At 66.8% G+C, this 6,423-nt stretch carries 7 protein-coding genes; 1 reads left to right on the top strand and 6 read right to left on the bottom strand.

Annotation, left to right across the window (positions count from 1 at the left end; all coding sequences use genetic code 11):
- Positions 1-19 precede the first annotated feature (19 nt).
- On the top strand, positions 20-1,309 hold the full coding sequence (locus tag ASE88_RS17095) for an adenylosuccinate synthase (protein ID WP_055881592.1): 1,290 nt from the start codon (positions 20-22) through the stop codon (positions 1,307-1,309).
- Between the two features lie 58 nt (positions 1,310-1,367).
- Here ASE88_RS17095 and ASE88_RS17090 read toward each other — a convergent pair whose 3' ends face one another.
- The 6 genes from ASE88_RS17090 to ASE88_RS17065 all read right to left on the bottom strand — a co-directional run bounded on the left by ASE88_RS17090 (position 1,368) and on the right by ASE88_RS17065 (position 6,186).
- Entirely contained in the window at positions 1,368-1,880 is a 513-nt protein-coding gene (locus tag ASE88_RS17090; RefSeq protein WP_082466620.1) for a hypothetical protein, read from the bottom strand.
- 57 nt (positions 1,881-1,937) lie between these two features.
- Positions 1,938-3,005 (bottom strand): chorismate synthase, encoded by a 1,068-nt coding sequence (gene aroC, locus ASE88_RS17085; RefSeq protein WP_055881586.1) that lies wholly within the window; start codon positions 3,003-3,005, stop codon positions 1,938-1,940.
- Entirely contained in the window at positions 3,002-3,415 is a 414-nt protein-coding gene (locus tag ASE88_RS17080) for an endonuclease domain-containing protein (protein ID WP_056480184.1), read from the bottom strand. Before ASE88_RS17080 ends, aroC begins: the two co-directional genes overlap by 4 nt.
- A gap of 62 nt (positions 3,416-3,477) precedes the next feature.
- On the bottom strand, positions 3,478-4,281 hold the full coding sequence (gene fabI / locus ASE88_RS17075) for an enoyl-ACP reductase FabI (protein ID WP_107964572.1): 804 nt from the start codon (positions 4,279-4,281) through the stop codon (positions 3,478-3,480).
- Positions 4,278-5,168: a YihY/virulence factor BrkB family protein gene (locus ASE88_RS17070; RefSeq protein ID WP_235525940.1), complete on the bottom strand. Its 891-nt coding sequence runs from the start codon at positions 5,166-5,168 to the stop codon at positions 4,278-4,280. The genes fabI and ASE88_RS17070 overlap by 4 nt, the downstream gene beginning before the upstream one ends.
- Before the next feature lie 82 nt (positions 5,169-5,250).
- Positions 5,251-6,186, bottom strand: a complete 936-nt coding sequence (locus ASE88_RS17065; RefSeq protein ID WP_082466619.1) for a DnaJ C-terminal domain-containing protein — start codon at positions 6,184-6,186, stop codon at positions 5,251-5,253.
- Positions 6,187-6,423: the final 237 nt, after the last annotated feature.

Here is a 6,423-nt window from a genome sequence, read left to right as displayed (position 1 = left end):
AATCCTCAGGAGATAAAGTTTGGCCAACGTAGCAGTCATCGGCGCGCAATGGGGCGACGAAGGCAAGGGCAAGATCGTCGACTGGCTCGCCGAGCGGGCCGACATGGTCGTACGCTTCCAGGGCGGCCACAATGCCGGCCACACTTTGGTCGTCGGCGAGAACGTGTACAAGCTGTCGCTGCTGCCCTCGGGCATCGTGCGTGGTACGCCGTCGTTCATCGGTAACGGCGTGGTGCTCGATCCCTGGGCGCTCAAGGACGAGATCGCCCGGCTCGGCGCGCAGGGCGTCGTCGCGACGCCCGAGACGCTGCGCATCGCCGATACCTGCGCGCTGATCCTGCCGTTCCACCGCGACCTTGACGGTTTGCGCGAGGATGCGAGCGGCGCGGGCAAGATCGGGACGACTCGCCGCGGCATTGGCCCGGCCTATGAGGACAAGGTCGGTCGCCGCGCGATCCGCGTGTGCGACCTGGCGCATCTCGACGATCTAGGCCCGCAGCTCGATCGCCTGACCGCGCATCACGACGCGCTGCGCGCAGGCTTCGGCGAGCCGCCGATCGACCGTGCGCGCCTCATCGCCGAGCTGCGCGAGATCGCCGGCTTCGTGCTGCCCTTCGCCAAGCCCGTGTGGCGCGATCTCAACGCCGCGCGCGCGGCGGGCAAGCGCATCCTGTTCGAGGGCGCGCAGGGCGTGCTGCTCGACGTCGATCACGGCACCTATCCGTTTGTCACCTCGTCGAACACGATCTCGGGTGCCGCTGCCGGCGGGTCGGGCCTTGGGCCAGCGGCGGTCGGCTTCGTGCTCGGCATCGCCAAGGCGTACACGACGCGCGTGGGTTCGGGACCGTTCCCGACCGAGCTCGAGAACGAGACCGGCGAGCGCCTCGGCGTCCGTGGCCACGAGTTCGGGACGGTGACCGGGCGCAAGCGTCGTTGCGGCTGGTTCGACGCGGTGCTGGTACGCCAAGCGGCGGCAGTCGGTGGCATCACCGGCATCGCGCTGACCAAGATCGACGTGCTCGACGGGTTCGAAACCGTGTCGATCTGCACCGGCTACCGCTTGCGCGGCGAGACGCTCGACTATTTCCCGGCGCACGCAGCGGACCAAGCGCTCGTGGAGCCGATCTACGAGACGATGGAAGGCTGGCAGGAAACAACTGCCGGCGCGCGCAGTTGGGCCGATCTGCCCGCGCAGGCGATCAAGTATATCCGCCGCATCGAGGAACTGATCCGCTGCCCGGTGACGCTGGTGTCGACCAGCCCGCAGCGTGCCGACACGATCCTCGTCCGCGACCCGTTCTCCGACTGACACGAAAAAGGCCGGGCGATCACTCGCCCGGCCTCTCATTCGTTAGCCGAGGCTGTGATCAGCGCGGCGTGCCGGTCGTACCGGTGGTCGAACCCATGGCGCCGCCGGTCGTACCGCCCATCGTGCCCGTGGTGCCACCCATCGTACCGGTGCCCATGGTGCCGGTCGTGCTGCCCATCGTGCCGGTCGTGCCCATCGTGCCGCCCATCGTATCGGCACCCATCGTGCTGCCAGTCGTACCCGACATCGTGCTGCCGGTCGTGCCGGTGCCCATCGTGCCCGAGGCGGTGCCCGACGTCGTGCCCGATGTCGTGCCCGATGTCGTGCCACGCGTGCGGCTACGTGCCTTCGTGCCACGCTGCGTGCGCGTCGTTGCGGTCGAACCGGCGGTCGTGGACTTGGTCTGGCCCATGGTGCTGCCCGACATGCCGCCGTTCATGCTGCCCGACGCCGTACCGCCCATCGTGCCGCCGCCCATCGTGCCGCCCATCGAGCCGCCAGTGCTCGTCTGTGCCATGGCCACGCCCGGAATGATCAGGGCTGCTGCGGCGATCGAAGTCAAAACGCGCATTATCACTCTCCTAAGTTATTGAAGAGCAAGCGCTTCGGCGCGGCAGAGGTTCCCTGATCAGCCGCACTGGCCCCGATGCAGCAACGCCTGATCGGCCAGCACGAGGGCAACCATCGCCTCGACGACAGGAACTCCGCGGATGCCCACGCACGGATCATGACGCCCCTTGGTAGCTATCGTCGCCGCTTCGCCAGTCGGGCTGATCGTCTCAACGGGCGTCAGGATCGAGCTGGTCGGCTTGAACGCGACACGCAGACGGATCGGCTGGCCGGTCGCGATCCCGCCCGCGATCCCGCCGGCATGGTTGGCAAGGAATTCGGGGCCATTTTCGCCGGGGCGCATCGGATCGGCATTGGCTTCGCCCGACAGCGCGGCGGCGGCGAACCCGTCGCCGATCTCGATCCCCTTGACCGCGTTGATGCTCATGCAGGCCGAGGCGAGTTCGGAATCGAGCTTGGCATAAAGCGGCGCGCCCCAACCCGCGGGCACACCCGTCGCCTCGCACGCGATCACCGCGCCGAGCGACGACCCCGACTTCCGCGCGGCATCGACCAGTGCTTCCCAGCGTAGCGCAGCCTCGGCATCGGGGCAGAAGAAGGGGTTCTGATCGATCTGTGCGTCGTCGAAGTTGGCGGGGTCGATCGCGTTGCCACCGATCGCCTCGACCCAGGCTCGCACCCGCACCTGCGGCACGACCAGCCGCGCGATCGCGCCGGCGGCAACGCGCGCTGCGGTTTCGCGCGCCGACGACCGGCCGCCGCCGCGATAATCGCGAAAGCCGTATTTGGCGTCATAGGCGTAGTCGGCATGGCCGGGGCGATAGGCCTTGGCGACGTCCGAATAATCCTTCGAGCGCTGGTCGACATTCTCGATCATCAGGCTGATCGGCGTGCCCGTGGTGCGCCCGTCGAACACGCCGGAAAGGATGCGGACGGTATCCGGCTCGCGCCGCTGCGTGGTGAAGCGCGAGGTGCCGGGGCGGCGCTTGTCGAGCCAGGGCTGGATGTCGGCCTCGGTGAGCGCGATCCCCGGCGGGCACCCATCGACCACGGCGCCGAGCGCGGGGCCGTGCGACTCGCCCCAGGTGGTGAAGCGGAACATCCGCCCGAACGTGTTGACGCTCACTTGGCCCTCTCCCCAACGGGGAGAGGGAGGGGCCCACGCGAAGCATGGGAGGGTGAGGGCACGCTGCTAAGTGCAGACAGGATCGCGGCAAGCACCCCGTCCATCCGCTGCATCACGTCGTTGTTCCAGACACGGATCACACGATATCCCTTGTTCGCGAGGTAGGCGGCTCTGTCGGCGTCATAGGCCACGTCACCGATATGCTGGCTGCCATCTACCTCGACGACGAGCATGGCGTCCATGCAGAGGAAATCGGCGATGAACGGGCCGATCCAGGCCTGGCGGCGGAACTTGAAATTGGCGAGGCGACGGCTGCGGAGGTTCTGCCACAAGCGGGTTTCTGCCTCCGTCGCGTCGCGGCGCAGTTGGCGGGCTCGGTCCAGCGCTTCGGTACCGTCGTGTTGCCTCACCTTGCCCTCACCCTCCCATGCTTCGCATGGGCCCCTCCCTCTCCCCTGAGGGGAGAGGGTCGTTAGGCCAGTGCGATGTCGGGGGCGTCTTCGGCCTTCATGCCGATCACGTTGTAACCAGCGTCGACATGGTGCGTCTCGCCCGTCACGCCGCTCGCGAGGTCGCTCAGCAGGTACAGCCCCGCGCCGCCGACATCGTCGATCGTCACGTTGCGCTTCAGCGGCGAGTTCAGCTCGTTCCACTTCAGGATCAGGCGGAAATCGCCGATGCCACTGGCGGCCAGCGTCTTGATCGGGCCGGCCGAGATCGCATTCACGCGGATGTTGTCGCGACCGAGGTCGACCGCGAGATACTGCACGCTCGTCTCGAGCGCGGCCTTGGCCACACCCATCACGTTGTAATGCGGGATGACCTTCTCGGCGCCGTAATAGCTGAGCGTCAGCATCGCGCCACCCTCGGTCATCATCTTGGCGGCGCGCTGCGCGACCGCGACGAACGAATAAACGCTGATGTTCATCGTCATCAGGAAATTGTCGAGGCTGGTATCGACGAACCGCCCGCGCAGCTCGTTCTTGTCCGAAAAGCCGATCGCGTGGACGACGAAGTCGATCGTCGGCCATTCTTCCGCCAGCTTGTCGAAGGTCGCGTCGAGCGCGCCCATGTCCGACACGTCGCAATCGAACAGCCGCGCCACGCCCAGCTGCTCGGCGAGCGGGCGAACGCGCTTCTCCATCGTCTCGCCCTGATAGCTGAACGCGAGTTCGGCGCCCGCCTCGGACAGCTTCTTGGCGATCCCCCAGGCCAGCGACTTGTCGTTCGCCAGACCCATGATCAACCCACGCTTGCCCGCCATCAAACCGTTCACGCCGTCCCCGCCTCTGCCTGCATATCCGTAGCGGGCTGCTCTAGCGTTGTTTCGGGGGGTTCCGCCAGTGCTGCGTTCAGATGCGCGCCGAATACCAGCCCGAGCCCGATGACATAGAAAAATAACAGCATGATGACGACGCCCGCGAGACTACCATAGGTCAAGTCGTACCCGCCGAGCCGTGACAGGATCACCGGCAGCAATGCCGTCGCGCTGACCCACCACGCGGTGGTGAACAGCGCACCCGGCCATTTGCGACACTTCGAATAGCGATAGCGCGACGGCGTCACCGAATAGAAGAGCAGGTACAAAGCACCGAACATCAGGAGGCCGGGGATCAGCCGCGACAGCCCGACCCAGCCCGCGGCATCCTGCGCGAAGGGGAGGAGGCGGTAGATAAACTGCTCGGCCGCAGTCAGGATGCCCTGCACCAGGAACGAGAGCAGCGCGATCACCACCGACAGGATGATGACGGCCGACGAGCCGAGCCGCGACTTCCAGAACGGCGCGGTCGCCTTGATCCCGTAGGCGCGGTGGAAGATGTCGCGGATCGTCTCGACGAAGCTGCCGACCGTCCACAACCCGACGAGCGCGCCCAGCCACAGCAGCGAGCCCGTCCGCGCGGCCAGCACGTCGGCGATCGGCTTGCGCAACAGGTCGCCGACATTGGGCGGCAACACGTTCAGGAACGATTCGACCGCGCGCACCGTCTCGACGCTCTGCCCGAAGATCGACAGGATCGCCGCTGCGACGATGAAAAACGGAAACACCGTCATCAGCGCGAGATAGGCGAGGTTCCCGGCATGGATAAACCCGTCGTTGAACACACCGATCGCCGCGCGCTTGAACACCTCGAACGCGCGGCTTCCCGGCCTGACCTTCGCCATGCCGCGGTTGAAACGGGTGCGCGTGACGCCATGATGGTGCGCGCGCGCTTCGGGCGTAAGGGGACTGTCGTTCACAACGCGTTCAGACGCCCATGGACCCCCGCGGGTTCCCCGCCTCGCGCCCGGTCCAGCCTTCGACGAACGCGGTCAGCGCCGCATCGCTCGCCGGAATGTCGATCATCAACGTCACCAGCTGGTCGCCCCGCGTGCCGCCCTTCTTGTGAAATCCCTTGCCCTTCAGACGTAGCGTCTTGCCCGACGTCGTCCCCTTGGGGATCGTCAGCATGACCGGCTTGTCGACCGTCGGCGCCTTGACCGAGCCGCCCAGCACCGCCTCGGCCAGCGTGATCGGCAACTCGAGCCGGACGTCGTCGCCGTCGCGCGTGAAGAATTTGTGCGGCTGGACCTCGATCGTCAGGATCGCATCGCCCGCGCCGCCGGGCCCTTGCTCGCCCTTGCCGGCAAGTTTCATCTGCGTGCCGCTCTCGACCCCCGCGGGGAGCTTCAGGTCGAGCGTCTTGCCGTCCGACAGCGTCACGCGCTGCGGCTCCAGCGTCGCGGCTTCGATGAACGGCACCTGCAGGCGATAGGCGACGTTCTCGCCCCTCGGCTGCGGCCGTCGGCCAAATCCACCGGAGAAGCCGCCGCCGCCGCCGCGCTGTGCGCCGCCGAACAGCCCTTCGAAGATATCGCTCATGTCGGCCCCGCCGGCGCCGCCCTCATAGCCTTCGCTGCGGAAGCCGCCGGGGTGCGGACGTCCGCCGCCGCCACCGCCGAACCCGAACGGCGCGGCCGGGTTGCCGTCGCCGTCGATCTCGCCGCGGTCGAACCGCGCGCGCTTGTCCTTGTCGTTGAGCAGGTCGTACGCGTTGGTGACCTGGCTGAACTTTTCCGACGCTTTCGGATTGTCCTTGTTGCGATCGGGATGAAGCTCCTTGGCGAGCTTGCGATACGCCTTCTTGATGTCGGCTTCGGTCGCGTCGCGCGCTACACCCAGAGTCTTGTACGGATCGGCCACTTACGTCCCCATTCTTACTTGCGCGTCTATGTGGGGCGAGGGCGTCCGCAACGCAATTGCGCGCGGGGTGTTTGATGTTCCGAGAGGAAACGATGATGACCGACAAGCAACCGATGCAGGGCGTGCCGAAGAATGACGACGGCGCCAAGGAGAAGGACGGCGTCAACGACGCACCGGCCAAGGAGCAGGGCGGCGAGAGCGGCGGCGGCGCCTATCCGAACCCGCATGAGGACAAGA

The organism is Sphingomonas sp. Leaf38, from assembly GCF_001421825.1.
Lineage (GTDB): Bacteria > Pseudomonadota > Alphaproteobacteria > Sphingomonadales > Sphingomonadaceae > Sphingomonas.
Note: the sequence above shows the minus strand (reverse complement) of the source record. Positions and strands in the feature narration are given on the sequence as shown.

What these genes read in the sequence shown, in the direction of transcription:
- ASE88_RS17090 (WP_082466620.1), bottom strand. Translation starts at nt 1,880, where the DNA reads ATGCGCGTTTTGACTTCGATCGCCGCAGCAGCCCTGATCATTCCGGGC.
- ASE88_RS17070 (WP_235525940.1), bottom strand. Translation starts at nt 5,168, where the DNA reads ATGGCGAAGGTCAGGCCGGGAAGCCGCGCGTTCGAGGTGTTCAAGCGC.